Annotated in this window: 19 protein-coding genes; 11 read left to right on the forward strand and 8 right to left on the reverse strand. The window is 45.6% G+C overall.

Annotation, left to right across the window (positions count from 1 at the left end; genetic code table 11):
• Positions 1-9 precede the first annotated feature (9 nt).
• Positions 10-2,580, reverse strand: coding sequence for a M14 metallopeptidase family protein (locus FE810_RS08460; protein ID WP_246036994.1), 2,571 nt, complete (start codon positions 2,578-2,580; stop codon positions 10-12).
• Between the two features lie 429 nt (positions 2,581-3,009).
• Between FE810_RS08460 and nfuA the strand changes: the two genes are divergently transcribed.
• Positions 3,010-3,588 carry a Fe-S biogenesis protein NfuA gene (nfuA, locus tag FE810_RS08465; RefSeq protein ID WP_138319615.1) on the forward strand — a complete coding sequence of 193 codons (579 nt, stop codon included), beginning with the start codon at positions 3,010-3,012 and terminating at the stop codon, positions 3,586-3,588.
• Positions 3,589-3,766: 178 nt separating this feature from the next.
• On the opposite strand, the gene FE810_RS08470 is transcribed toward nfuA, so the two are convergent.
• A complete protein-coding gene (locus tag FE810_RS08470; protein ID WP_138319616.1) occupies positions 3,767-5,398 on the reverse strand; it encodes a serine hydrolase in 1,632 nt (543 codons plus the stop codon).
• 518 nt (positions 5,399-5,916) lie between these two features.
• Between FE810_RS08470 and FE810_RS08475 the strand changes: the two genes are divergently transcribed.
• The 4 genes from FE810_RS08475 to FE810_RS08490 all read left to right on the forward strand — a co-directional run bounded on the left by FE810_RS08475 (position 5,917) and on the right by FE810_RS08490 (position 7,503).
• Complete coding sequence (locus tag FE810_RS08475) at positions 5,917-6,339, forward strand: PH domain-containing protein (protein ID WP_138319617.1); 423 nt, start codon at positions 5,917-5,919, stop codon at positions 6,337-6,339.
• 8 nt (positions 6,340-6,347) lie between these two features.
• Positions 6,348-6,560, forward strand: a complete 213-nt coding sequence (locus FE810_RS08480; RefSeq protein ID WP_138319618.1) for a hypothetical protein — start codon at positions 6,348-6,350, stop codon at positions 6,558-6,560.
• A gap of 104 nt (positions 6,561-6,664) precedes the next feature.
• Positions 6,665-7,090, forward strand: a complete 426-nt coding sequence (locus FE810_RS08485) for a GFA family protein (RefSeq protein WP_138319619.1) — start codon at positions 6,665-6,667, stop codon at positions 7,088-7,090.
• Positions 7,091-7,137: 47 nt separating this feature from the next.
• Positions 7,138-7,503: a SpoIIAA family protein gene (locus FE810_RS08490; RefSeq protein WP_138319620.1), complete on the forward strand. Its 366-nt coding sequence runs from the start codon at positions 7,138-7,140 to the stop codon at positions 7,501-7,503.
• 222 nt (positions 7,504-7,725) lie between these two features.
• On the opposite strand, the gene FE810_RS08495 is transcribed toward FE810_RS08490, so the two are convergent.
• A complete protein-coding gene (locus FE810_RS08495; RefSeq protein ID WP_138319621.1) occupies positions 7,726-9,303 on the reverse strand; it encodes a di-heme oxidoredictase family protein in 1,578 nt (525 codons plus the stop codon).
• A gap of 256 nt (positions 9,304-9,559) precedes the next feature.
• Here FE810_RS08495 and ypfJ point away from each other — a divergent pair, with 256 nt between their 5' ends.
• From ypfJ to FE810_RS08525, 6 genes are all read left to right on the forward strand, one after another.
• Positions 9,560-10,447, forward strand: a complete 888-nt coding sequence (gene ypfJ / locus FE810_RS08500) for a KPN_02809 family neutral zinc metallopeptidase (protein WP_138319622.1) — start codon at positions 9,560-9,562, stop codon at positions 10,445-10,447.
• Between the two features lie 256 nt (positions 10,448-10,703).
• Complete coding sequence (locus FE810_RS08505) at positions 10,704-12,137, forward strand: MFS transporter (protein ID WP_138319623.1); 1,434 nt, start codon at positions 10,704-10,706, stop codon at positions 12,135-12,137.
• A gap of 157 nt (positions 12,138-12,294) precedes the next feature.
• Positions 12,295-12,630: a hypothetical protein gene (locus tag FE810_RS08510; protein WP_246036996.1), complete on the forward strand. Its 336-nt coding sequence runs from the start codon at positions 12,295-12,297 to the stop codon at positions 12,628-12,630.
• A 141-nt stretch (positions 12,631-12,771) separates the two neighbouring features.
• Positions 12,772-13,641 carry an alpha/beta fold hydrolase gene (locus FE810_RS08515; RefSeq protein ID WP_171022311.1) on the forward strand — a complete coding sequence of 290 codons (870 nt, stop codon included), beginning with the start codon at positions 12,772-12,774 and terminating at the stop codon, positions 13,639-13,641.
• Between the two features lie 249 nt (positions 13,642-13,890).
• Positions 13,891-14,325 (forward strand): cupin domain-containing protein, encoded by a 435-nt coding sequence (locus FE810_RS08520; RefSeq protein WP_138319625.1) that lies wholly within the window; start codon positions 13,891-13,893, stop codon positions 14,323-14,325.
• 101 nt (positions 14,326-14,426) lie between these two features.
• Entirely contained in the window at positions 14,427-15,005 is a 579-nt protein-coding gene (locus FE810_RS08525) for an ester cyclase (protein ID WP_138319626.1), read from the forward strand.
• A 63-nt stretch (positions 15,006-15,068) separates the two neighbouring features.
• Here the strand turns inward: FE810_RS08525 and FE810_RS08530 are convergent, their stop codons facing one another.
• The 5 genes from FE810_RS08530 to FE810_RS08550 form a co-directional block, all read right to left on the reverse strand.
• The gene (locus FE810_RS08530; RefSeq protein ID WP_246036998.1) at positions 15,069-16,901 is read right to left on the reverse strand and encodes an alpha-amylase family glycosyl hydrolase; all 1,833 of its coding nucleotides are present in this window, start codon (positions 16,899-16,901) and stop codon (positions 15,069-15,071) included.
• A 74-nt stretch (positions 16,902-16,975) separates the two neighbouring features.
• On the reverse strand, positions 16,976-19,156 hold the full coding sequence (gene malQ / locus FE810_RS08535) for a 4-alpha-glucanotransferase (RefSeq protein WP_138319627.1): 2,181 nt from the start codon (positions 19,154-19,156) through the stop codon (positions 16,976-16,978).
• Positions 19,153-21,336 (reverse strand): glycogen debranching protein GlgX, encoded by a 2,184-nt coding sequence (glgX, locus tag FE810_RS08540; RefSeq protein ID WP_138319628.1) that lies wholly within the window; start codon positions 21,334-21,336, stop codon positions 19,153-19,155. The genes malQ and glgX overlap by 4 nt, the downstream gene beginning before the upstream one ends.
• Complete coding sequence (gene glgB / locus FE810_RS08545) at positions 21,336-23,531, reverse strand: 1,4-alpha-glucan branching protein GlgB (protein ID WP_138319629.1); 2,196 nt, start codon at positions 23,529-23,531, stop codon at positions 21,336-21,338. Before glgB ends, glgX begins: the two co-directional genes overlap by 1 nt.
• Positions 23,532-23,748: 217 nt before the next feature.
• Positions 23,749-26,205, reverse strand: coding sequence for a glycogen/starch/alpha-glucan phosphorylase (locus FE810_RS08550; protein ID WP_138319630.1), 2,457 nt, complete (start codon positions 26,203-26,205; stop codon positions 23,749-23,751).
• Positions 26,206-26,231: the final 26 nt, after the last annotated feature.

Genomic DNA, 26,231 nt, shown 5'->3' on the forward strand with positions numbered 1-26,231 from the left:
GGTAACGGTTTATGGTTTTACCGGAACGCTAAATGCTTTCGGGAAAAACACCGCATTGGCAACGATTTTCGCGGTACCGTGCCAGTAACCACGAAACACCAGATTTTCGGTACTGGCAATCACCCGGCCTTTGCCGACATTATGGGCAGTGATCGCGGTATTTTCTGCGACCTTACCGACCATGGCATCATCACTGTAACCGCTCAACAATGGCTTTTCAGTAAACTGGGCCAAGGTGACGAATGGGCGAGAGGCCTTTTCCATGATTACCGTTGAGTTTTTAAATATCGGTAAACGTGGGTTTTGATAACCGTAAGCCAAAGGGTGAGTCACATCGATATCGGTGGCAAATATGGTACCGGCAATACGTTTTTTCGCCGCTAATTGTTGCTTATCGGCGTAAGTCAGATCGTCAGTGTTAAACAGGCGTTGCAGTTCATTGTCGCTGACAAAACTGCTTTGTAAGATATTCTTACTGGCAAGCCATTTGCTGGCGCGTTTTTGCGCATAGATCACGCCACCATTTTTGACCCAGGTTTCGATTTTTTCCAGGGTCGTTTCGCCAATGTTTTTGTAAGTACCATCCACCATAATGATATGGGTGTAGGCGTTAAAGTCGATTTTGCTTAACCGATAATCATCAATCACAGAAACCGGTACGCCTAACGTATCATCGAGATAATACAGCATATGACCGGCTTCATACTGAGACACAGAATGGCCGCCAATCATCATCACTTTTACCGGCGCTAATGGCACCATAGATGAACTGCCCAAATCAATGCCTTTAAGGCTTAACCCTGTGGTTAACGACACCATATCAATATGATACTGCTGATAGGTATCCATTAATTTGTCGAACCAGTCGGTACGATTTTGCAAGCCGGAGAGAATCACAATACTGCCTGCAGAAAAGTTCAGCTCTTCGTTTTTCGCTTCACCGGCCAGGGTAAAATCTTTGGTCGCCACTTTCGCTTTTATCCCTTGATTTAACAGGGCATTTAAAAGCTTCGGCGCCAGATAATCGTCCCAGGAAAACACGTAGGCGTATGCACCTTCTTTAAGGGGCATATTCTGCTCTGGTAAGGTTAATAGATCTGCGGTGAAAGGCTCTGAATCAATGTCCAGATCCCGAGCGCGATTGATTTTCTTCACATCCAGATTGTAAGCCAAAGATAGCGTCCAGCCAGATACATCATAAAAGCTGTTATCTTTAAATTCTGTAACCTGTTCAAAGATGGTTTTAATTAAGCGATATTGTGGTTGCTCTAACGGGACATAATAACTGCTACCCGGGCGATACTTAGTATTTCCGGATTGATAGGTGTCCGTTAACGCATAACTTTGAATCTGGTGCTGCTCTAACAAACGTAAAAAATCTTTTAAACGTTGACGGTCGGCAGGCTCATGTAGCAAATAACCGGAAAAATCCGCATCTGACGCCATTTCCACACTTTCGGCATAAAAATCCGTACGAAATTGATGTAATTTTTTCTTATTTTGCTGCGCGGCTTTCAATGTTGAGAATGATGTTAATACGTGGTTTTTAATGCCAAAACCAAAGGTCAACACGCCGTTATCAGACGTGGTTGCAGCGCCCCGAGAGCTGGCCTGTTCAAATAAGATACCGACAGCACCATTGATATCGGGATAGGTTGAGCCTTTACCGTAATAATAGTCATCAAAACTTTCACGGCTAAAATACAAACGATGATCCGCATCCAAGGCTTCACCGTGATAACGGGCGAAGTCCTGAGTTAATTCGATATTCGTTTTTGGCGTTAATGGGTTGGTTCGGCTCGGGATCCCCGGCTGGAAGAAATAGCTGCTGTCTTTACCCATTTCATGGAAATCGCCAAGCACGTTCGGTTTAAACTGATGGAAATATTTCACTCGATTGCGGCTTTCTACCTGGGTAAGCGGTAACCAGTCGCGGTTTAAATCAAACATAAAGTGATTGGTTCGACCGGAAGGCCATTGCAACTGATGCTCACGATGCTCAGGGTCGGTATTTAAACTGGTGCCGCGATTGGTATTCACCCAGGTGACAAAACGGTCCATGCCATCGGGATTCATGCTCGGTTCAATAAGAATAATCACGTCATCCAATAGCTGTTTGATTTCTTCGGTCTGTGCCGCAGCCAGATAATAGGCGGTAAGCATGGATGCATGGGAGCCGGAAATTTCATTACCATGAATGGAATACCCTAACCAGACAACGACAGGATCATTGGCGTTCTGGTTTTTACCGGCACGTCGGTTTGCCAAAATCTGTTCAAGGTTATTTAAATTTTTGGTACTGGAAATTGTCGCCAATACCTGCTGACGACTTTCCGTGGTGTACCCCATAGACAGCAAGCGAACCTGGTTACTGGCATCTGCCAGTTCTTTAAAATAATGAACCAACTGATCATGACGTACATGGCGATCACCGACATCAAATCCCAATACCGCTTTCGGCGTCGGTATCTTGCTGTGGTACGAGGTAGGTTGCTCAAAGTAATAGGACAATGGCTCAGCAAAAACTGGTGCTAATGCAAACAAACCAGTTAATGCTACCGCTCTAAAAAAATGAACCAAGTGGCGTCTCCTTGGGCTCTGTAGCCGTTATTATTATTGACTTAAGCTGATACAAAAATAATCAGATTAAGTATTTACGGGGGACTGCATCGTTATCGCAAATTGCTTGGCAACAACGCAATATTTCTTTAATTGAAAAGATTACCACAAAATCTCAACTAATTCGTATAAGTCGTTGAACATTGAGTGACAATTTCCACTTCCTCCTACCGACCATGCTAGCGTCGAAACATCACAAAATTGTATCAAAATTGCCATCGATTACGCTTAAAACTCCGTCAACTCTAGCTCTTGGCCCTTGAGAATAGTATTATAGTCCCCATACTTGAGTTAATTAGTCAGGTATAGGGTGCTTAACCTGCGCAGATGTCCCTTTGCGAGCTTGAATCAAGCCCCCCTATACCAAATCAGGCGCGAGAGAAGCTAACTATGATCCAAATTTCCGATACGGCACAAGAGCATTTTGTAAAACTATTATCACAACAGGCCGAAGGCACCTGTATTCGCGTATTTGTGGTAAATCCAGGTACGGCGCAGGCCGAATGTGGGGTTTCCTACTGCCCGGTTGAGGCTATTGAAGCCGATGACATTCGCATCGAATATAACGGTTTTGCCGCATTGGTTGATAAAGACAGTGAAAAATTCCTTGTGGATGCTGAAGTTGATTTTGTTTCGGATCAAATGGGCTCACAACTCACCTTGAAAGCACCAAACGCCAAGTTGCGTAAAGTGGACGACGATGCGCCGTTATTTGACCGCGTTAGTTACTTCTTGCAAACAGAAGTTAACCCACAGCTTGCTGGCCATGGTGGTGAGTGCTCGTTAATGGAAATTACCGAAGATGGCTACGCGATTTTACAATTCGGTGGTGGCTGTAATGGTTGTAGCCAGATTGATTTTACCTTGAAAGAAGGGATTGAGAAGCAGTTACTGGAAGTGATGGGTAGTGAGCTTAAAGGTGTCAAGGATATGACCGAGCACGAACGTGGCGAGCATAGTTACTACTAATAAATTCCTGGTCAGATGAAAGTGGTGAGTTGCAGTAGAAGGTTACAACTAAACGCTGCGTTTGCCACATCGAACCGATTCTAAAGGCGACATATGTCGCCTTTTTTGTGCCTGATGATTGGTGGTATAAACGTTGTGCCTTTGGTTATTCCTGACCTTGCAGGAATCCGACAACCATTTAGTCATTGCTTTCCCGTTGGCGAATGAAGTGCATATCCCGATATGGGTGATTATCGCGAAGTTTGTTGCTAAAAGGCCTTAACGTAAAACCGGTGACCTGTTCTTGCAAATCAACTGAAAATTCAATCAAAGCCGGTGAAGCCGCATTCCGGTCATCAAAATTAATCACAAAGGCATGCTGGTCAAAGGGGGTTAATGTCCCGGCAAGATTGACCATTTTAGCAAACTGAATTGTTAAATCGCTTTCTTGGTCGTTTAAGTCTGTAGAGCTGATTTTCACATCACCATACCAGGCATCCTGAAAGTCTCCGGTATATGCAGTTGGTGCAAGCAGCACAGAACCTGAACCTTGCGGCACGGAAACATTTGCCAGATATTTTTGCTCAGCTATTTGTTGTTCTCGGTAATAGTCTGCAATCCAGTCGGTAGTATCTTGCGGATTTAAATACGCGCTTAATATTTCCTGCATCATAGCGCCACGAAGCGAGCCGTTAGAACCATTATTGAGGATAATAACCCCAAGTTCATGTTCAGGAACCAATGCCAGGTAAGCCTGCATCCCCGATAACGTTCCGGTGTGGGAGATCACTTCTTCGCCATACATATCGTTTTTTCGCCAACCCAATGCATAGGTTTTAAAGTTCCCCTGATTGCGGCGCTTTTCCAGGCCGGACAATGGCAGAATGGTTTGCGAACGCCACATCATTTGTAATTGGCGTGGTGAAAAAATTTGCTCTCCCTGCTCGGTTTTACCGTTATTGAGTAGCATTTTAATCCACTGACTCATGCCGGAAACGTTGCACACTAAACCGCCAGCCGCCGCAGAGACAGTTGCGGAGCCTTTGATGCCGTTACGATCAATGGCATAGACATCGCCGTCGATATCGCCATGGGGGCGGGCAATGTTTTTCATGGCACTGGATGGTATATCCCCGGCAAAGCAGTTCATAGCAAGAGGGGCGAAAATGCGCTGTTCAACAAAGTCTTCATAGGTTTGTCCTGAAATGCGCTCAACAATCTCTCCGGCGGTAATATAAAACACATTACTGTAGGCATATTGACTGCGAAAACTGCTTTTTGGGGTTAAAAACTTCAGGTTATTGATGATTTCTTCACGGCTAAAGCCGCTGGGTTCAGGCCATAACATACTATCGCCGGCACCACTTACCAAGCCACTGCGATGAGTAAGCAAATCCTTAATGGTAAATTCCCCACTGACCCAATGATCCTGCATCTGAAATTCCGGAATATGGTCAATCACTTTGTCGTCCCAGCGAATCTTCCCTTCGTCAACGAGAATCGCCAGCGCCGCAGATGTAAAGGCTTTCGACGTAGATGCGAGACGAAACAAGGTGTTTTCATCAACATTATCTGGTGCCTGATAATCACGAAGACCGTACCCTTTAAGATGCACCACATCACCACGATGGACCACGGCGATAGCCATACCCGGCGCATAGAACCGCTCGAGTGCTTGCTCGGCAATTTGATTTAGCGCAGATGCCGGCATCGGTAAATAAGGCTGAGTTGTTGCAGTGTCAGGTCCGTTTGCGCAGGCACTGATGCTTAGTATTGGAATGACAAAAATCGCGATTTTTTGTCGTAAGGTGCGAGGTAATAGTGTCAGCATCGAACTCGTTATCTAAACCGGAATATAAATTGGACTCCTATAGTGCCATGGTTAATTACCAATATTCCACAAAAAACCAAAGGCTAAAAATAAAAATTCTTTGGTGTTCAACGGTACAATTTGCAACCTCATAATTCACAGTAAATAAAGAGATAACAAGCAGTTATCAGACATTGCTGTTTCCATTCGATGATTTGCCATAGGGTCAATAATATATCTCTTTGAGCATTTAAATTCCAAGCATCCAATTTGCGGATTTGATTTTCTGTATTCTCGCATATTTCATTTTGATAGCCTTGCGCCTAGGCGAATTGGCAACAATACTAATTAGTTATGACAATTCTGTAGCAGATTCCGCTGTCCAGAAAAAGTCGTCGCCAGCATGGTTGCCGTCATTATCCAAGACGTTTTTGACACCCGGTCAGGAGACCTGAACCAATCGTTTATTGGTCTTTGTTTTCGAAGCTGAGCGCCCACCTCAGGTTTTCGAATAAGTCTTGGTGGGTTGGAGAGAGATAATGGCTGAAGAGCAAGAAGTCTGGCGAGGCACCCCCTCGCAGGTGATCAATTTGGGGTCGTATATCCTATTAGGACTATTTTTCTGGTTGGTAATTCCTTTGTTTATTATGCTCTGGAAGTGGCTTCAGGTGAAAAACATGAAGTATGAGCTCACCACACAGCGTCTGCGCACTCATCATGGGGTTTTCAATAAAGAGGTGGACGAATTAGAACTTTATCGAATTCGTGATTATCGCCTGGATCAACCGTTTTTTCTGCGCATGTTTTCAAAAAGTAATATTGAAATGGCCACCTCGGATCGCACCCATCCTAAGGTCACGATTCGCGCCATTGATAATGCTGAAGAAATCCGCGAGCAACTGCGTACTTATGTTGAAGAATGCCGCACCCGTAAGGGTGTTCGTGAATTTGATGTGGATTAAGGTGAGTCATGACTAGTTTTCAAATAATTGTTCTTGTTGTCGGTGTCTGTTTACTATTGCTCGGCGGTTTTTCTGGTATTGCCATCTTTATCCGAGCATTAAAAATCTCCGATAAGTTTGGTGATGAGACTAATGTTGGCTCCCTGTGGGGTCTATTTATGCTTGGCATTGCCGCAGGCTTGTTGCTTACCTGGTGGGCATTGCGAACTACTGGTGGATAAGGTGATAATCCCTAATAGAATTTACCCAAGCCATTGACATAAATGCATTAGTTAATTTAAATCAACGAGATATCGTCAAAAAGTCAATTGGCTAGGGTGGATTAATGTTACTTCAAGGGAGTTGCTTGTGTCAGGCGATAGTCTTTCAAATTCGCGACGTGGGCGATCAAATCGGCCATTGTCACTGCAGCATGTGTCAAAAATTTCATGGCGCTGCCTTTAGTACATTCGTTCCGGTAAAACTTGAACATCTAACCTGGTTGCAGGGTAAAGAACTGCTATCCGCCTATACCGCAGACAATGGCACAGTACGACAATTTTGCCGGCAATGCGGCTCCAGCCTCACTTTTCAATCCGCCACACAAGGCAACGAGCAATCTCTGGAAATTGCCTTGCCTGCATTAGACCTCACCAACGTCGCGACGCAGCACATACCTCAACCCAATGCCCATGTTTATACCAAGTCAAAAGTACCCTGGTACCGGATTCTCGATTCCTTACCTCAATATACCCAAGGCCGTGACACCTAGATAGGGGATCCTATACTTGAATCACAATATCCGATTCGAGATAAATCATGGTTGAAGAATTAGCGCAAAGTGAAGGTAAGTATTTTGGCGTAAAGCTTTCCGGTACCGTAGGAATAGGCGAAGAGCAAAAGTGGCTAAAAGAGCTGGATAAAAGAGTAATGCAATATGACAATGTAAGCCTATTGCTGCAACTTGATGATGGTGCTGGCTGGGGTTTAAAAGCCGGTTGGCAGGATATCAAATGGGTGTTTCACAATATGAAGCATATAGACAAGGTTGCTGTTGTATCCGACTCTAAGGTTTGGGAGTGGTTGGTGAAAGTCGATGCCTTATTTGCTAAGGTCGTCAATATCGATGAAAGTCATTTTACCCATGAAGAGCTTGAGCAGGCGTGGACCTGGTTAAAGTCCTAAAGTGAAAGCGATAACGCTTGAATGATAAAATCACCGGATCAGAAATATACAGAAATAATGTTATCGAGTGCAGATCAGAGCGCGGGTAGCATGGAAAAGGTGAAGGTGTGCGATACATAACCTCGTACAACAACTGCTGATTACTTCTCATATGTACCACACTAAACCGAATGCGGCTAATTCATACTAAAAGTGGCGCCAGAAAAACCAGCGCCGGCTAAGCTATTCATCTTCCGCTGGTAAATACAATACCAAATTATCTAAAAACGAGAGGATGGCTTTGCGATTTGCATCATTCAACCGAGTATAGTTGAGTTTTGAAGACTCTGCTTCGCCTCCGTGCGCCAGAATCGCTTCTTCTAATGTCGTCGCTCGACCGTCATGAAGATACGGCGCCGTACTGCCAACACCCCATAATTCTTTCGTCATCCAAACCGATGCCCCGGTACCCGTTTCATCGATGTTTTCGGCAAGCTCAGGTCCCATATCATGAAGCTTTAAGTCGCCATAAAGGCGCACTATGACCTTGCCCGACTCATCACTTTCAAAAGCACCTAAGTGTTTCACTAATGAGTCATTGAGAATAATACGATTATCCGGCTGATCGCGACGGATATCAAAACGTACCGCATCATGGGGCTCTAACCCTTGCTGACCCGCTGGGAAGGTAGCATCGCGATAAAGCGGGTTGTTGCTCGGCTCACTAAATACAAAGTTCTTTTCAATGGTCATCGATGGTTTGTGACAAGCGCTACATTCCATTGAATTGAATAAGCGTTCACCGCGTTTGATCTCTCGTCGTTGCGGTCCTGTTAAATGCGGCAGCATCAATTCTTCCGCCAGTTGTGCCCCCCCGGCACCACGATAGCGACGCCCTTGCAGGGTTTGGCGCAATTCATCAAGCTCGATCAAGCTCGTGGGGCGAGGCTGGGCGGCGAGATAAATCACCATGGCAGTAACATCATCAATGGAAATCTCATTAATCACACCATCAAAATCACCGTCAATATCATCTCCGGTAAGTTCAACAGGATCCATTCCAAGTTCATTGTGAAAAGCATCCCGGGAAAAATTACGTACATTGAGTTCACTACCTTTCCATTGAAAAGGACGAACAATCAGGTCGTCTTTGACCCCTTGGCTTTGTACATCGATCACTGGCGTGTCGCAGGGTGGTGAAACAAGGACAGTACCAAAGTCCATCCCTTTGGCGCTCAGTTCAGATTGAGCCTGCGCACCCGATTCACAAACCATGGCTACGGTTTGAGCAACTTGCTGCTGCAGCTCATTGGTCATTTCTTCCGCCAGCAGTTGTAAACCCGCCATCCCAAATAGGTGGGTAGTGTTGCGCTGGATAAAAAGTCCTGGTTGATTGGTGTGGAAGGGATCGCGAATGGCATTGAATACATCTGCACCTCCGCCATTACCGCCTCCCCCAATAATATTGGTACCTGCATGGCAATCGCTACAGGCAGAAGCATTGGGGCCAGTTTTACGCCGGGGAAGCGTATTAGACCAATTGAATAAATCCGCTCTTGGGACGCGAGTGTATCGCCCGCCATCACCAACATTCATACCGCCTCCGTCAAGGGCATTGAAACTAAACCCGAATAACTCATCGCCGCAGATAAAGATATCGATGAAATCTCCATAATCCAGACTGTCATCACAATGCTCGATAACCCCTTTATTTAGACTGGAAAGATACTCAAGAGAATCATCTTGAGCTTGAGTAAATGTTGAAAGAAAAGTTATTCCTGGAAGAGCTAAAACATATAAAATTGCGCGAGAAATTGCCATAAATTACCCCATAGCTGAATCACCAATGCTTGATCGCCAATAACAGCTGAGGACGAAAAACGACGTGCACCAAATTAATATCGAAACATTTCTAACTATAAGAGACACAATTTGAATTGCTAAATGCAAATGATAATAATTTTCATTAAAAACAACCTTGCCGCGACTTTACTTTTCCCTGCGTCACTATTTAATGCATTTACTTGCCCCCTCGTTCACAACTGCTAAATTTTTAGGACAGCTGTGGAGGTAAAGTATGCGCTGGGAAGATAAACGTAAAAGCAGTAATGTCGAAGACAGACGAGGTCAGCAGGTGGCTGCTGGCGCAGGGATTGGTGCCTTATTATTCCGTTTCCTGCCTTTTTTGATCCGCAGTAAATTAGGGCGCACTTTATTAATTGTTGGTGCTGTAGTGTTCTTTGGTAGTCGTTTTCTTGGGGTCGATGTGGCCCCGGGGCTTTCCTCCGGTGGTGGTTCGCAAGAACCGGCACAACTCACCCCTGAGCAAGAACGTATGGGAGATTTCGTTTCAGTGATACTCGCCGATACCGAACAAACCTGGCACAGTATCCTAGAACCTCGTGGTATCACCTATCGTGAACCAAAACTCATCCTGTTCACCAGTCAGGTGAATTCTGCTTGCGGCATGGCCAGCGCCGCCGTTGGACCGTTTTACTGCCCTGGCGATGAGCAGGTATATATTGATTTATCGTTTTATGAAGATTTGAAAAATCGCCATGGCGCCCCGGGAGATTTTGCTCAGGCCTACGTCATTGCTCACGAAATTGGTCATCATGTGCAAAATATTCTCGGTACCTCGGATAAAGTGCATCGCGTTCAACAAACAGGCTCAAAGGTTGAAGGCAATAAAATGTCAGTGAAACTGGAACTGCAGGCAGACTGCTATGCGGGCGTTTGGGGTTACCATGCCAACACCGAACGGCACATGCTGGATTCCGGTGATTTGAATGAAGCTCTGGTTGCAGCGTCGGCCATCGGTGATGACCGATTGCAAAAACAAGCCACCGGGCGCGTGACTCCAGATAGTTTTACCCACGGTACTTCAGCGCAGCGCGTTGCCTGGTTTAAACGCGGTTTTGAAAGTGGCGATATCAGCCAGTGTGATACATTTGCAGGGCGATAAGCGATTAAAATCATCGCGATTCAGCGGTATCGTGATGAATACGTATGCAATAATTTGTCAGCGCTCACTTGACCACGTAGTTTGCTCACTTATACATTAACAATATTCATTCATAGTGCGGTCGATTTGCGCAAAGAATGGTTATGACATTCATCTGAGCAGTATCGACAAGACAAGCGGCGCCGAATCGCAATTACGCCAAAATAATAAACATAAATTTCGATACGCACAGGAAAGAACAACAAGTGAGCCTTCCATGTTAACCATGCAAAAAAACCTAAGCCGGTCGTTTTATGTCCTGCTCAGCCTGCCATCAACGGCGATGGGATTTGCCCTTTCTATTCAGATAGCCGCATTAAGCTGGCTGCTTAATACTCAATACGGGTTGGATATTCATGAAGTTGGCCTAGTCTGGGCCGCTGGTCCAATTGCGGGTATTTTAGGGCAGGTGATCATTGGCATCATCAGCGATAAGGTGTGGTTTTGGGGCGGTCGTCGCCGACCATTTATCATTGTTGGTGGTGTACTTGCCGGGATGATGTTACTCGCCTTGCCCAATATCGAGATTGTCTCCACAGCCTTAGACATGGATGGCCTTTTAGGGATCGCCATTGTTATCGCCCTGACCTTGGATTTATCGATTAACGTCAGTATGAATCCAACCCGTTCGATCATTGCCGACGTCACCCCACAGGGCGAACAACGCACTCAGGGTTACACCTGGATGCAATTAATTTCCGGCACGTTTGGGATGATGGCCTATGCCATCGGCGCTACTTTAGGTAACTATGTGCTTATCTATCTCGGCGCGGCGCTCGTATTTTTACTGGCGGTGGTTCCACCCTTTTTCATTACTGAGCCAAAAGAGCTGACGGAAAGTGCAGACGGTAGCGAAAAAGCGGCCATTGGCTTTAAAGAAATCCTGATTAACATCAAACCGCTTTGGGGCTTTTTAATTTACGATGTTTATGCGCTATTTATAAAGCTTGCAGGCATCCAAACCGACCACTACTGGGTAGAAATCGCCTGTCTTATTTTGACCGCGTATTTTGTATTCATCACCTTAATCCCATCAGAACAGGGCAAAAGTGAACAAGAGGCCAATCGTATTGGTTTTCGCAAAGTATTGGCCGCGCATTCATTCAGCTGGATTGGTATTCAATCCATGTTCGTATTTTTGTTTGCCTTTTTGCAGGACAAGATGCCAGGCATCGGCGATGATGAATTGGGTAAAATCATCAATTTAAGCTTTTTGGTACTCAATGGTGTCGCTGCTATTCTGCCAGCTTTGGTGCTGTTGCCACTTACCCGTTCATATGGTCTGGTGCGTGTGCATACCGTATGTATCGCAACCATGGCGGTAGGCTATTTCGGCGTCGTTCTGTTTGGCGACAATGAATATATGCTGTATGGCTTAATGGCGTTTTTGGGCATAGGTTGGTCGGCGGTGATCTCATTAGCATTTGCCATTATGTCAGAGAAAATCGATCAATCTCGAATGGGAAGTTACATGGGGCTATTTAATTTGTCGGTTGTGATCCCACAATTAGTGGTGAGCCTTGGTGTTGGCCTGGCAGTTTCGCAAGCAGACGATAAAGGCCTGATTTTTATCATCAGTGCGGTGAGTTTATTGATTTCTGCCATCGCCTGGATGCGAGTGGGTGAGATCAAGCCCAAAGCGCTGAGTTAATACCAATCAAGGTCGGCGATGTAGTTACTGAACCGGCCTTGAAATTTCAGAGCACCTCCTCCAACATCAATCCATTGAACTATAATTATGCCACCGAATAGTTACCTCATCTGGAACTCGCTGGCATTGACTCTGGTTGCGAGTGATTGGTCTGAACATGAAGCGATTGGTTATTATGCAACTGGTTTTTGCGGTTTTCCTATACGGGTGCTCGACTGCAAATCCAGGAATTTTTGTTAGCTCTAGCTATATCGCCAATCCAGATAAAGCGGCTCACTTTCTCGGTGAGGTACAAGGCGAGTCAAGGCAGAGATGGATTTTATATTTGATTCCCATGGGCGATGCCCCTTCTACCCAGCAGGCAATTATAAACGCTAAACAGCAAATATCCGGGACACGTTTCCTTGCCGATGTTTCGATAGATGATCGCACCGAGTGGGGCTTTGGATATAGCGAACAAATAATCATTGTTAATGCTCAGGCATATCGATAACTCACTGATAAAAATGCGCTTATCGCCATCTCCCAGTTTAAATTATCGGTTTAATCAAAAAACTGGTCAGATGAGCATTTGCTTTATCGGCCAGTTTGCCGTTACCATGATTCCTCGTTTAGCCGGACGAGATATCGCACAGTGACTTTTTCTGATCCAAAATCCTTTCCCGCATTACCTGAAAACGCCAGTTACCAGTTTTACGGTGGCAATGGCCCGGATCTGCATTTTTATCACGCCAATGGATTTTCCAGTATCACCTATCAGCCATTTATTGAGGCTTTAACCCAGTCATTTAGTGTATCTGCGCTCGATTCCCGCGCGGTCTGGCCGAATATTGGTACCCCACCAAAAACACGGGAATGGCATGTCTACGCAAGAGATTTGATCGCATTTATTGAGCAACATTACCAACAACCCATCATCGCGGTGGGGCACTCACTTGGTGCCAGTTCTACTATTTATGCTGCCAACATGCGACCAGACTTATTTAAAGCATTGGTATTGATTGAGCCGGCGATGTTAAAGCGCAGTATGGCAACCGCCGTTCGATGGATGCCCGATTCGATGTTAAAACACATCGACCCAGTGAAAACCACACTGAACAAGCAGGACCGGTGGCCTTGTCGAAACAGTTATCGAGAATATTGCCAGCAGCGACGCAGTTTTAAACGTTTTCACCCAAAAAGCTTTGAAGCCTTTGTTGAACATTCGGTGATAGATGATGGTGACGAGGTCACATTGAGATTTCCTAAAGCCTGGGAGGCTCATAACTTTTCGCAGCCACCTTATATGCTAAAAGAAATATCTAAATTATCGGTGCCAACTGTGGCGGTAAGAGGCAAGCCTAACGTATTTTTTTCTCAGCAAATCTGGCAACAATGGCAGCAATGCCAACCAAACGCGGTGTTTATGGAAGATTTACAACATGGTCATTTACTGCCTTTGGAAAATCCAGATAGTTGCGCTCAGTTAATTATCCAGGGATTAACACAGCTCGACTGCCGCTAACCTAAGCAATTTACGGCAACTTGCATGCAAACACAGGGCGCTCCCATAGTTCTCGATTAGATTACGACATTCGTTCAATACAGGCTTGGTCGGTCTGCACTTAATCCCACTCTGATGTATCGCGCATGATTTGAAGATACTGGTTTTATCGAAAGCCGCTTGAGATGCAAAATATAAAATTGCACTGCCTCAAATTCTGGTTATTTGTGCAATAGTTAAACGATTGCCAAACAGCCAAACGAGAAGTCGATGACACCTTCAAGCTTATTATTCGCATTTACAATTTCTTGGCTTGTCTGTGGCCAGGCGTTTGCTCAGCAATTGTTGCGGACCAGCACATCCTGGGATGGTAAAGGCTTCTCGTACCCTCAAGGGAAAGCAGAATTAACCTCTGTAAAACTTCGACTCGAGTCTGGGCAACAAACACCATTTCACTGTCACCCAGTGCCAACCTTTGGCTATGTATTATCAGGACAAATTCTGGTCGAAACGGCTGATGGTAACAGCACAATGATGAAAGCAGGGGAGTCGGCCGTGGAAGTGATGCGCACATTACATCGAGGTACAGCCATCGATGGCCCAGCCGAAATCGTAGTATTTTATGCCGGAGCCCAAGGCATCCCTACGACGTTAACAGCGGGTAAAGACGAACACCAAGATTGCAAAAAATACATTGGTCGTTGAGTCTATCGCTATTTGAGCAAACTTGACACTTTGAGGTGCCATGCTAAGTTAAAAAGTAACAATTTATCAGGAAGTTAAATACTAGAAATAAGGACGGCTATATGAAAAAGCTAACCATCATGACACTTTTATGGTGCTCTTTGCTATTGACCGCCAATGCCAGTGAAGCTACCGACCTCCAGGAACGAAACAAGAAAATTGCCCGGGATTTTTATCAGGATTTGTGGTTTTCCAATAACACAGACAATTATCAGAAATACGTCGCTGAACAATACGAGGTTTGGGACATTGGCGAGCGTAAAGGCGTAACGGAGCCAGCAATCACCCAAAAACATATTGCTGATATGTTTTGGCAAAATGGCAAACTAAGTGGGAAAATTGATTATCAAATCGCCGAAGGTGACTGGGTAGCGACAAGATGGGTGAGTCATTATGAGCCCAGTACTTTAAAAGGCAAACTGTTCAAGACTGACAGTAGTGGCCTGCCAATAATCAATGTGCTCAAATTTAATGAAGACGGTAAAATCATTGAGTTTTGGAATCATCGTCATGATATCGACACTCGCCAAACCCTCAGATTTACCATCACGGGACTACTCATCGGCTTGTTCATTGCCTTGATCCCAACCATTATCGCGATTCGACAGCGAAAAAAGATTCGAAAATTAGCCTCTCAATAGCTAATTTGGAGCAAAGACAGAGCACTTGCCAAAGCAAGTGCTCGTCGATTTCAAGATAACTCGCTACTCTTCTTGAGCTTGGGCTTGAGCTTGAGCTTGGGCTTTATATATCGCAAAGCTTAATGGTGCCAGATTAATCTTTACTTCGCGGTCCTGCTCAGTTTTATCCTTAGCAATCACCACAGGTTCATAGCCGGCGAATGGCATTTTGAACGTCTGCTTCTGCTCTTCTAACGCGGTATTAAACACCACCAAATACTGTTCCGTTTCGGTGGTACGGGTAAACGCCAAAATACCCGGAGTATCCTGCGAATACAGCGTTTCCTGTTCGCTTATGCGCAATCCTGGGTGATATTGATAGATACTTGCCAGGTACGCCAGATCTTTGTACAGAATATGCTCCTGATCAAAGTTTGCATCCGCGGTAGTGGCGGTGGTGCCGAGCAGGTCATCGTCGTTATAAGATGGCACTTTTGACGGCATCATGTCCTGACGAGAATCGCGATCATGACCATCGCCCACAAACCCTTGTTCATCTCCGTAATAAACCACCGGAACTCCACGCGAAAAGTACATCATCGCATTGGACAACTTAATGCGAGCCAAGGCTTCTGATTCACTCATTTGTGGGTGCTTGCTCTTCAATAAGTATGCAAAGCGACCCATATCATGGTTACCGGTAAAATTGACCAGCATGCTGGCGTCAGAGTCGGCATCTTTATAGAACGTATCGGCGGCAAACAGCTTAGCCATCACATCAGTGCCTTGCTGATCCACTAATGTCGCCTGCACCGCACTTTGGAAACCAAAATCAAGAATCGATTGTAAGTTTCCTTTGGTGGTAAACTGACTCAGATATTCCGGGTCTGCAGAATACACTTCACCAAACATAAAGAATTTTGGAATTCCCTGTGCTTTGGCATGCTCAAGCAATGCTGGTGAAAATTCCTGCCAAAACTCGATATTGACGTGTTTGACCGTATCAATTCGAAAGCCGTCCGGTTTAAATTCAGTAATCACATCTTTAAAGATATCGATCATTCCCTGAACCACATAAGGGTTATCGGTATCGATATCATCGAGGCCGGCAAAATCGCCATAAACGGCACTTTCCCCTTCCCAGGTACTGTCGCCCTGATTGTGATAATACTTACTATCATTTAACCAAGCTGGCACCTTAATATCGTCACTCCCCGACACAACGAATGGTGTGTAGGTATCACCAGCAGCAACCTGAGCCAGAGTTTTGTAATCACATAGCCCCGCAGTTTCACCTAACCATTGCTTACCATCTTCGCCATGACATTCTTTGTATTTGATCACGTCTGCCGTATGGTTGGCGATAATGTCGAAGAATACTTTGATATTTAGCTTATGGGCTTCTTCAATCAAGGTTTTTAATTCTTCATTGGTTCCTAAATGCGGATCGATTTCGGTAAAATCGACGACCCAGTAACCGTGATAACCACTACCATCATGCTGAACCGCCTGGTTGCGCATAATGGGTGTTAACCAGATCGCGGTAATTCCCATATCGTGCAAATAAGGCAGTTTATTTTGCAACCCTTGCAAATCACCGCCATGGTAATAACCGGTATCGGTTTGATCAAACCCGCCACGGGATTCCAGTTTCGTTGCCGAGCCATTGTCATTGTTAACATCGCCATTCTCAAAACGATCCGGCATCACAAAGTAAAACACTTCATCACGCACATCGCGTTGCTGGTAGGGTGCAAGATTTTGTGCGGAAACCTTATGCCACTCAACCGCAGCAGAAGATTCGATAATTTCGACGGTATCACTCTTTTCTGACGAACAGCCAGCCAGCGAAACAGACATAACAGCGGCAATTGCCAGCGCCAGTGAATTTTTCATTACCTTGTTGTTACCTAACATTTTTCTCTCCCCTCAGGTTCAATGTAACTGAACTCTGAGCCCTACAAAATTAGGGCTCAGAGATAATTGCCCAACTAACCTTTGGGACGTTCTTGATTCATTACATCGACCAGATTATGCATATCAATGTGTTGCCAGAAATCTTCAATCGTGATCGGCATGCGACGACGCCAGTTTGGATGTTCATCAATGGTACCCGGAATATTGACCTGCTCTTTGAGACCCAGGGCATCTTCCAATGGGACTAACAATATCCGACTTGGTGCTTTTGCCAAAAAGGCCTGAACCGCACGAGACAACGCATTGTTCATTGTTGCTGGAGTCAGGCTCGGGAACTCATCGGCGTGCAATACACCTTCATGTTCCAATGCCGCTAATAACTGCTCGCGATCGGTAACCCGGCCATTGCGTTCGTCCTGTCCCATCTGTTCATTAGGGTACAAGTTTAGCTCCTGACGCCATTTCAGGTCATTACCTGTCCACCAACCGGACATGGTCGATAAATCATGGGTGGAAACTGTCACCATTGATTGCTCTGGATAAATCTGTGGGCGGAAGAACAAACCTGAATCCCAACGTTCGAAAAACAACACTTTATAGGATAGCAAGCCAGATTCGGCCATGATTTCCCCGAATCCATCAGGCACATTTCCTAAATCTTCACCGATCACAACACACTGGTTGCGACGTGATTCAAGAGCAATAATGCGGAAGATTTCATCAAGAGGAAAAGTGATATAGATACCTTCGTGTGCGCCCATACCTGGTGCAACCCAGTACTGACGCATCAAACCCAACACGTGGTCAATACGCAGGGCTCCGGCGTGGCGCATATTGCTGCGCAGGGCTTTGACCAAGGGCATATAACCCTGTTCTTGCAAGGCAACCGGGTTGATTGGCGTTAACCCCCAATCCTGACCCAATGTATTCATCGCATCCGGTGGCGCGCCAACCGCTGCGCCGGATACATAGCTATGTTTATCGGCCCACACTTCTGCGCCGCTGCCATCACAGCCAACCGCCAGGTCCATATATAAACCCACAGGCATATCATTGGCTTTCGCCGTACTTGCGGCCATACCGATTTGAGTATCCGCTTGCCATTGTAAAAACTGGAAATAACCAATACGTTCAGCATGCTCAAGTTTAAACTGCTCGACTTCCGGGCTATGTGGGTCCTGAAATTCGATTGGCCACTTTTTCCAGCCATACGCATTAGAGTCAATTTTGCGGAAATGCTCATACAAGGCATCAAAAGTGGCAAGTTCAAATAGATCATCGCCCATTTCGTCACAAAATGCCTGATACTCGGCGCCGGTGTCAGAAGACTTGGCAATATGCTCGGCGATGAAATCCTGATAAAGAAGTTCAAGCACCTGATACTTAAGGTGCGCAGCATGCGGGTAATCAATGAATTCCTGACTATTGGCTTGTACGACCTGCTGTTGAAAATCGTCGCTGTTAACTATGTCCTGTGCTGACTGACAGCTGGTAAAATTAGGCACTGAAGTGACATCAATATACAGGGTATTTAAGAAGCAACGACTGGTTGGAGAATAAGGGCTGATATGACCCGGATTATTTGGATAAAGCGGGTGCAAAGGATTTAGACCGATCGCGGTCACTCCACGCTTAGCCGATTGCTCGACCAAAGTTTTCAGATCGCCAAAATCGCCAATGCCCCAGCTGTTGGCGGATTTTAACGAGTAAAGCTGCGCCGCCAGACCCCACATGCGATAGTCAGCCGCTTCATTCGGGCTGTAACAGGTTTTTGGTGCGACGATTAGATGGCCAGCACAATTTAGGCCATCAAGTTCGATCGACAGTTGATGATAACCTTCTTCAACGTGCGGTAGAACTAAGGTCAGCTTTTGATAAAGAACACCGTCAATATCCTGCTCATCGACTTTGACTAATTCCTGCAGAGACTGCTCAGCGGTCAACACTTCACCGCTTTCCAGGGTAATTTGCCATTGAATCGATTGTTCAAGGTCTTGTGCGGCAACACTCAAAGTTACCGTATGTTGTGCGGCTTCGGATTTCACCATCGACATCGCCGGTAACAACGTTAACCAGGCTTTGTTTTTCAATTCCTGAGCGCTTGCCAAAATGGCATCGTCCGAGTGTAAGTCATAGCCCATCGCCTGCAGCAGTGACTGTAATGCCTGCTGATTAGCGTGAACCATATTGCCATAACAATCCTTATAACTAGGGTGAAAACCGACAACATCGGCTAACTGTTGTAAAGGCGTCATAAATTTAATTCCTGAGTATCATATTGGCTGTAAGTTAGCACCGAGCAACTGAAAGCCGCGACATCGATTAAAGCCGTTTCTATCGGCTGTTGACTATCGACATTTAGCTTGCAGGCGAGACTGTGCTCTGGCTCGGCGGTATTAATAATGCGGGTCCAACGACCGGGTAATTTCGGAAGCTGGAATCGACTAATGTGTTTATGGGCGTTAAAGATGATCAATAACGCATCGTCCTGAACTCGATCCTGAGTGGCACTGGCGTCAAACACCTGGGTTTCGGCCAACAACATGGCAAAACACTTAAGAGCGCTGTTGTGCCAATTGTCCTCAGCCATGGGTACACCATGGCAGTTAAACCAGCTCAGATCCTGCAATCCGGTTTTCGCGGAAACTTTTAGTCCATGCTGGTAATTTAATCGGTTTAATAGAGGGTGTTGCTTACGTAATTGGATCAGCTTTTGTACAAACAATAGCTGCTCATGATCGACAACACCTTGTTCTGACTCCGGATCAGATAAAAACTGCCAATTTAGCCAGGTTATATCGTTATCCTGGCAGTAGGCATTGTTGTTGCCTTGCTGGCTGTGATTCACTTCATCACCACCGAGTAACATAGGTGTGCCCTGACTCAAAAACAGCGTCGCTAGAATATTGCGTTTTTGCTGTTGTCTAAGTTGATTAATTTCCGCGTCTGACGTTTCCCCTTCGACGCCATAATTGCGTCCAAAGTTATGACTGTGACCATCGCGGTTATCTTCACCATTGGCGTGATTATGGCGATCTTCAAATGTGACCAGATCATGGAGAGTGTTGCCATCATGGCTGGTCACCATATTGACGCTGGCATACGGTCGGCGACCATGGTGTTCAAAGATATCCGCACTGCCATGTAGACGTCGGGCAAGTTCTGGGATCATGCCTTCATCACCACGCCAGAAACGACGCACGGAGTCTCGAAAGCGATCATTCCATTCCAGCCAACTGCTGGGGAATTGACCTAACTGATAGCCACCATGACCTATATCCCAGGGCTCTGCGATCAGTTTAACCTTGGCCAGCATCGGATCCTGGCGCAATGCGGCGAAAAAGCTGGCATGCTGATAAAAGCTGTCATTGCCTTGATAATCTTTGCGACCAAGAATCGGTGCCAAATCAAAACGAAAGCCATCAACCCCCATCACGTCAACCCAATAACGCAGGCTGTCCATAACCAATTGCAAGACTCTTGGATGGGTAAGGTTTAAGGTATTCCCGCAACCTGAATGGTTGATATAAAAGCGTTTATCTTCCTCTTCCAGGCGGTAGTAACTAAGGTTATCGATACCTTTGAAACAATAGGTTGGACCAAGGTGATTACCCTCTGCTGTGTGGTTGTACACCACATCCAGAATGACCTGTAAGCCTGCCTGATGAAAATTCTCCACCATCTGCTGGAATTCCTGCAGCTGATGTTGATGACAATATCTCGGTTCCGGGGCAAAAAAAGCGATGGAGTTATATCCCCAGTAATTCTTCAGGCCTTTTTCCCGTAAAAACGCTTCATCATAAAAGCCCTGTACCGGCAACAATTCGACACTGGTGACACCCAGCTCTTTAAAATACTGAATGGACTCAGGTTGCCCAAGCGCTTTAAAGGTGCCACGCATTTCGGCATCTATCTGTGGGTGATTTTTGGTAAAGCCTTTGACATGGGCTTCATAAACGATGGTGTCGTTATCGGCAACGTAAACATGGCTGTTCAATCCTTGTAGTGATTCACTAACCACGCATTTGGGCATCACATCACTATTGTCACGATGATCGATAATCAAATCTTGCTGGCGACTATCGAGATCATATCCATGATGTTTCTGCGACCAGGTAAAGCTTCGGTTTAATTGCTTGGTATAAGGGTCAATTAATAGCTTTGCCGGATTAAATCGATGACCGGCATTCGGCTCATACGGACCGTGAACCCGATAACCATACAAACAACCCGGTTTAATATCGGTTAAATAGATGTGCCAGACTTCATCGGTATATTCGCTTAGCTCAATTCGCTCCAGTTCCTGCTCGGTTTTAATATCAAACAGGCACAACTCAACCTTAGTGGCATGGGCGCTAAACAGGGCAAAATTGGTGCCCTGGCCATCGAAAGTGGCACCTAAGGGATAAGGTCTTCCAGAGCGATACTTACGCATTAGCCGATGATCTCAAAAACCAGAGTCGCCAAAGGCGGCACCGTAATGGTGATCGATTGCGCCTGATCTTGCCATGGCGTGTCGATTGAATGCACCGAGCCCAGATTGCCGACATTACTCCCGCCATAAATGCCCGCATCAGAATTGAATATCTCTTTGTGTTCGCCGGCTATTGGCGTGCCTACGCGAAAGTCACGCTGCACAGTCGGAGTAAAATTGACGACAACAAGCACAGGATTGGTGCCATGCTCTCCGTACCGTACGTAACTAAAAACAGACTGCTCACTATTTTGATAATCGACCCAGTCAAATCCCTCTTTTTGGCAATCTTGTTGGTGCAGGGCAGGCGTGTTTTTATACAAGCCATTAAGATCTCGGATCAGTCGTTGCACGCCCTGGTGGGGTTCGTGCTCAAGTAAATGCCAATCTAAAGATTGCTGATAATTCCACTCACTTTGCTGAGCGAATTCACACCCCATAAACATCAGCTTCTTGCCTGGGTGGGTCCACATAAAGCCATAATAGGCGCGTAAATTGGCAAAACGCTGCCAATCATCGCCGGGCATACGAGCAAGAATCGACCCTTTACCATGCACAACTTCATCATGACTTAAAGGTAAAACGAAGTTTTCATCAAAGGCATACACCAGACCGAAACTGATCTCATTATGGTGGAATTTACGGTGGATTGGTTCACGCCCCATGTATTGCAAGGTGTCATTCATCCAACCCATATTCCATTTAAAGCCAAAGCCCAGACCGCCCATATCGGTTGGTTTGGAAACCCCTGGCCAGGATGTGGATTCTTCTGCTACTGAGAATGCCCCGGGGAAATCGGCATACAATTCTTCATTAAATCCTTTTAGAAAGTCCACCGCTTCAAGGTTTTCATTGCCGCCAAACTCATTGGCAACCCATTCGCCTTCATCGCGTGAGTAATCGAGATAAAGCATGGATGCTACAGCGTCGACCCGAACACCATCAACATGATAATTTTCCAACCAATGCATCGCACTGGCACGTAAAAAGTTGGCAACCTCTGTGCGTCCATAATTATAAATCAGGGTATTCCAGTCTGGATGAAAACCCTTGCGCGGGTCTTCATGCTCATACAAACAGGTACCATCAAAACGAGTCAGGCCATGGTCATCGACAGGAAAATGACCGGGCACCCAGTCAATCAACACCCCAAGACCCGCCTGATGACATAAATCGATAAATACTTTGAAGTCTTGTGGACTACCAAATCGTGCCGTTGGCGCGAACAGGCCCACCGGTTGATAACCCCAGGAGCCATCGAATGGGTATTCACTGATCGGCATTAGCTGAATATGAGTAAAGCCCAGGTCCTGAACATATGGGATCAGACGCTTGGCAATCTCACCATAATTTAGAAATTCATTATGCTCATCCCGTTGCCAGGAACCCAAGTGCACTTCATAAATGCTGATCGGGGCATGGCGGTTGTTCATCGCCTCACGGGTAGTCATCCATTTCTCATCGGCCCAGTCAAATGCTTGTTCGGCATTAATGATTGACGACGTATCGGGACGATATTGCGCCTGAACCCCCATAGGGTCGGCCTTTAAAGGTAGCAAATTGGAATCGCTGTCTTTGACTTCGAACTTGTAATGACAACCAGCCTTTACCGGATGGCGAGCACTGTGATGCGGAATAAATATTTCCCAAATTCCACAATTTAATAATTTTCGCATCGGGTGGCAGCGGCCATCCCAGTCATTAAAATCACCGACAACGGCAACATGACTGGCATTCGGTGCCCAAACTGAAAAGCTGACACCTGATACGCCTTGATGCTCAATACAATGAGCACCAAGTTTCTGATACAAATGCTTATGACGTCCTTCGACAAAAAGATAGGTATCCATGTCTCCAAGCACACAACCGAAGGAGAATGGATCGTCAATCAGGCGCTGACTGTCACCGACGGTGACTTGAAGCTGATATGCGAATGCTTTTTTACGACGAGTCGTTTTATGGAACAACCCCTGTTCACTGGCTCGTTCCAGAGCACAGATCACTTTGCCAGACGCTTTGTCCAAAACCGCAACGGTTTCGGCCCAGGGAATAAATACATTGAACTGCAAATAACCTTTTTCATTGGTATGCATACCAAGAAACGCAAAGGGATTTGGATGCTGTGCGTTGCTCAGCGCTTGATTATGTTCATGCATTATTCACTGTTCCTTCAATTTATCTATGACAAATAATGTTCGGTTACCTCAATGGCGACCGCTGACTTTGTTTAACCAACCTAATATGTCACATTTTACTGCTTGGCTGATACAACAAAGCCCCAGTATAAAAATACCACGGCTTTTGACAAAATATCTTTTAATTCAACCAGTAAAGCAACAATAGCCGACAACAAAGTGCCGGCCATTGCGATAATTACTTAATCGGCGTCAATTTCCAAATATTGTTTACATAATCCTGGATTGAGCGATCCGAGGTAAACTTACCCATTTTAGCGGTATTTAAAATTGCCATACGAGCCCAGCGTTTGCTGTCTTTATACGCCTCGTCCAACGCTTGTTGAGCTTTGGCATAATCGGCGTAATCGGCAAGAACCCGATAAGGGTCACCACCTTCAAGTAAGCTGTGGGCAATCGCCGATAGCTCACCCGGTTTCCCAGGAGTAAAGAAGTCGCCTCGTAACCAGTCGATGACTGCTTTTAACTCTTGGTCAGCATGATAGAAGTCCCACGGATTATATCCTTCGACCTGCATCACTTTGATCTGATCAACCGTGTTTCCGAAAATAAAGATATTATCATCACCCACTTCTTCAGCGATCTCGACATTGGCACCATCGAGTGTGCCAATCGTTACGGCACCATTTAGCGCAAGTTTCATATTACCCGTACCAGAAGCCTCTTTACCTGCAGTAGAAATTTGCTCAGAAACGTCTGCCGCTGGGATGATTTTTTCCGCTAAAGTTACACGGTAGTTTGGCATAAATACGATTTTTAGCTTGCCCTGAATGCGATCATCATTGTTGATGCGTTCAGCGACTTTATTAATGGCATAAATAATTTCTTTGGCCAGGTAGTAACCAGGCGCGGCTTTTGCACCAAAAATAAAGACGCGAGGTTGCATATCATAGTCCGGATTCTCCAGAAGACGATGGTACAAACCAAGAATGTGTAAGAAGTTCAGGTGCTGACGTTTATATTCGTGTAGGCGCTTGATCTGCACGTCGAAAATGGCATCTGCACTCACGTCCACACCTGTCAGGCTTTTAATTTCACCGGCAAGTTTGACCTTGTTTTCATGCTTAATATCCATGAATTTCTTCTGGAACTTGGCATCGTCCGCATATTCAGACACTGCATCAAGGCTGGAAAGATCTTTGGCCCAGTCGGTTTTCACAACCGTATCAAGCAATTTGGAAAGCTTAGGGTTACAGGCTTTTAACCAGCGACGTGGCGTGACGCCATTGGTTACATTGGTTAGTTTACCTGGATACAGGGCATTAAATTCTGGGAATAGGTCAGATTGCACTAGGTCTGAGTGAATTTGAGCAACACCATTCACTTTAAAGGAAGTAACAACACAAAGGTGTGCCATGCGCACCATTTTTTGCTGACCTTCTTCAATGATCGACAATTGAGCACGCATCTGCACATCGCCAGGCCACATGCGGGCAACGTCATTGTTCAGGAATTGCTCATTGATGGTATAAAGAATTTCAAGGTGACGTGGTAGTACACGTTCGAACATCGAAACAGCCCACTTCTCTAGCGCTTCAGGTAACAGAGTGTGGTTCGTGTAAGCAAAGACCTTACGACACATCGCCCAGGCGTTATCCCAGCTAAAGTCATAATCGTCCATCAAGGTGCGCATTAATTCTAAAATCGCGATGGTCGGATGGGTATCATTTAACTGAATCACAACTTGATTGGCAAATTCAGACCAATCATCTGCGTACTGCTTCTGATAACGTTTGATAATGTCTTTAATAGAACATGCACAGAAGAAGTATTGCTGAATAAAACGCAGCTCTTTACCCGCTTCGGTTTCATCATTTGGGTACAAGACTTTGGAAATAGTCTCAGCCTGATTTTGGGCACTATGGGCATCCTGATACGATCCTGCGTTAAACTGATCCCAATCGAAATGACTACAGGCACGAGATTCCCACAAACGCAGCACGTTTACGGTTTTAGAGTTATAACCGACAATCGGCACATCCCATGGAACCCCTTTGATGATCTGACCAGGGTGCCAGATTTTCTTAACACTGCCATCAACCTGAGCTTGCGTTTCTACGGAACCAAATAAAGGGATTTCCTGAACCGCTTCCGGACGACAGACTTCCCATGGGTTGCCATATTCACGCCATTCATCCGGCGTTTCAATTTGACGACCTTGGTGGAATTGTTGCTCAAACAAACCGTGTTCATAGTGAATACCATAACCCACTGCGTTGTAATCCAGGGTGGCTAGTGAATCTAAGAAACACGCAGCAAGACGGCCCAGACCTCCATTACCTAAGGCTAAATCATGGCCTTCTTCGAAAATATCTTCCAGCTCAAACCCTAAATCGGCAACAGCTTTATTTGCCACTTCAAATAGGTTGAGGTTGTGAAGGTTATTGGAAAGCATGCGCCCCATTAGATATTCAAGGGACAAATAGTTTACAGAACGGCTTTTCTGATCAGTATGCGCGGCATTCGTTTCTTTAAGCTTTTCATAAACCACTTCATTTACTGCCAGACACACTGCACGCAATACGGCTGTTGGATTGTCCTGGAAATCCACTTCACTAGAAGTGAAATTCAGATGATGAAGAACCTTGGTTTTGAATTGCGCCGCGGTTAACGGTTTTTTCGTTGCTGTCGCCATAATAAAACGTTTCTCTTTAGGTAATC

Origin of the sequence: Thalassotalea litorea (assembly GCF_005843925.1) — a bacterium.
GTDB classification, from domain to species: Bacteria; Pseudomonadota; Gammaproteobacteria; order Enterobacterales; family Alteromonadaceae; genus Thalassotalea_A; species Thalassotalea_A litorea_A.